Below are 2,813 nucleotides of genomic sequence, written 5' to 3'. Positions count from 1 at the left end.
CACCATGCATACAGGTGATTTCTTTTTTCTAAATAATAACTTTATTGAATATTATTGATTTATTTTAAAACATATGCTATATAAATGTTATTGAATAGTTATTTTTTTATGTCGTTTTATTTAAAGTAAAAAAGAAGTCATGCATCCATTATTTGTGACTTCTTTTTTTATTTTATATAAGTAAATATAGATTGTTGTTCTTTGTGAACTTTTTAAAATGGTTATTTTTATACTTGTTTATCTTTTAGATTATATTAATATAGAGTTGTTTGATTTATTGTTTTATTGATTATATAATCAAACAATTCATCTGTTGAAATTACTGATTCACTTTCTTCTTTTAATATATTCATAACTTTTCTATATTTATCATAACTATCTTCATCAATATCTGTTACAAAAATTATATTATATTTATCTTGTAACTTATATGCATCATATGCCCACTCTTTTACAGAATGGATCATTCTTTTTTCATTTTTCCCCTTTAGGCTAAATGACTTAAATAAATAATTATTTACTTGAAAATCAAAATCTATCTTTTCATCAAAATATCCATCTATATTGCCTTTATATTTAAGATCACTTTTCTTTAGATAATTTTTAATAAATTTAATCTGTTCATCTACCGAGGGTCTCTTCTCTTTACTAATATCACCTATCAGATATTGTTTTTTACATTCTTCAATAAAATTTTCAATATTTTCAACCTCAACTTCAACTATTGCTTGAAATTTAACTTCATTAATATAAAATTTAGTATATTTACTTAATACAAATCTATCCTCTTTTACAAACTCTTCTAATTCTTCTTGTATGCCTTCCAGTTGCAATTTAATTAAATCTATATCTAAGTCATCATTGAAAGCTTTTAGTCTCTTCCAATTTTTAATATGCTCTAATACTATTTTTTTATCTTTTTCTATATAAAATAATACAGCTATAGTAATACAATCTGACGAAACCAAACTTGGGTAATGGCATAAAGAAGTGTATTGAATTTTCTCCATTATAACTCCTCCTAATAATTAGTACTTAAAATTAAATTGGGATAATAATCTATATGCTCAAATCTATAAATTATGTACTCTAATAATGCATCAATTTCTTCTGGATCACTCTCCCACTCTACTGGGATATAGTCTTTAAGACTTTTTATAAATTCTATATTTAACTTGCTTTTAAAATACTCAACTGATTCTTTCATATCTATAAGATTTATAGGATTTGCCTTTAAGAATTTTGAGTATAAATAACTATTAGAGTGCATTATCCAATCATCTTTATAGTCCTCTTCTTCTATTTTTCTTTTTAATCCTGTACTATTCCATATAGTTTCTAAATTAAATATATGAGTATGATCTATTAATAGTAATTCCTTATTATCCTTAAAGGTAGTTAATAAAACATTCCCTTTATTTCTATCTTTATTATAAAGCAAATGATCTAATAATAATAATTTGGGAATTATCCATTTAGCATTTTTAGCTAACATAATCATTTTCTCAGATGAAATAACCATAGTTCTAGGATTGAATTCAGAACAGAAAGCTAATCCATAACATTTTTCTGTGAACCAATCATTAGTAGATACATTATTATCTATATATGTAGCATTATCTATATATGCTATTTCACAATTAGGAATATTTAACTCCAATTTTTTTATTATCATATGTGCAACTAATTCATTAACTAAAGTCTTATTACCTTGCTCATTATTTATAGTTTTAATTGCATATGGTATTCCATTTATTGTTCCCATTATAGGGTTAGTATTTCCATTTCCTAAGGGATATTTTAATTCTTCTATATGTTTTCTAACAAACATTTATATCCCTACCTTTCAATTTTATCCTAAAAAAGGTTTTTGTATGCATGTTTTCCCTCCATTATTCTTGAATTTTCATTAGTAACCAAGTATAATGAAGATATTAAAAGTTAATATATCTATTATACTTGAAACTACTTTTGATTGGCCTCTTAGTAGTTTCTTTTATTTTATTATAAAATGGAAAGCTTGTCCACTTGTGGATTATATTTCTGATTTATATTTTTTATAAATCTAGTATACTATTTACAGCATTTAAAGCTTATTTAAATGAAATTAAATTAAATATAAGGATGGCTCTACTATGATGGAGATAATAATTATATTATCAATATTATTAAGTATTATTGTGATAAAAAGCTAAAGTAAAAATTCATTTATATCCCTTTCCATCAAGATAAATAATAAATAAAAAAAAATAAAGAGTCCTCTAAAAAATAAAAAAGGCTGATAAGCAATATTTTTTCTTACTTATCAGCCTTAAAATATATTATAAATTTAATAATTTTCTCCAAGTATTTTGACCAACAATACCATCTGCACTTAAACCTCTAGTCTTTTGAAATTCTCTTACAGCAGAATAAGTGCCACTACCAAAGATTCCATCTACTCCATTAGTATTGTAGCCTAGTTTAACTAATTTTTCTTGAAGTAACTTAGTTATATTGCCACTTGCACCTTTTCTAAGTGTAGGACATCCAGCTAATGTTGCTGGTCCAGCTATGCCATCAACATTTTGTTTGCTGAAACCTTGGTTATTACATTCTTGTTGTAATCTTCTTACCCAATCATCACCTTTAATTGTTGTCGTAGATTGAGTTTGAGATGTAGATGATGTATTTATATCATCTACTTGATCACTAATTATATGATTATCTAATGCATCTACTATAGCTTTTGCAATTGCTTTATATCCAACTTCAAGATACTTATTCGCATCTTCTGTGTCTACAAAACAAACTTCTATTAACATAGATTTAGC

The 2,813-nt window shown here is 24.7% G+C and carries 3 protein-coding genes; all 3 read right to left on the bottom strand.

The window, feature by feature from the left end:
• Positions 1 to 254 precede the first annotated feature (254 nt).
• Positions 255 to 1,010 carry a hypothetical protein gene (locus EJJ37_RS19575; protein WP_133017100.1) on the bottom strand — a complete coding sequence of 252 codons (756 nt, stop codon included), beginning with the start codon at positions 1,008 to 1,010 and terminating at the stop codon, positions 255 to 257.
• An 11-nt stretch (positions 1,011 to 1,021) separates the two neighbouring features.
• Entirely contained in the window at positions 1,022 to 1,831 is an 810-nt protein-coding gene (locus EJJ37_RS19570) for a HipA family kinase (protein ID WP_133017099.1), read from the bottom strand.
• 490 nt (positions 1,832 to 2,321) lie between these two features.
• Positions 2,322 to 2,813: peptidoglycan-binding domain-containing protein (locus tag EJJ37_RS19565; protein WP_193553947.1), on the bottom strand; the 492-nt coding region annotated here is incomplete at its 5' end.

Source organism: Clostridium cuniculi (assembly GCF_004353185.1).
Taxonomy (GTDB): domain Bacteria; phylum Bacillota; class Clostridia; order Clostridiales; family Clostridiaceae; genus Clostridium; species Clostridium cuniculi.
This window is presented reverse-complemented; position numbering and strand designations above follow the sequence as displayed.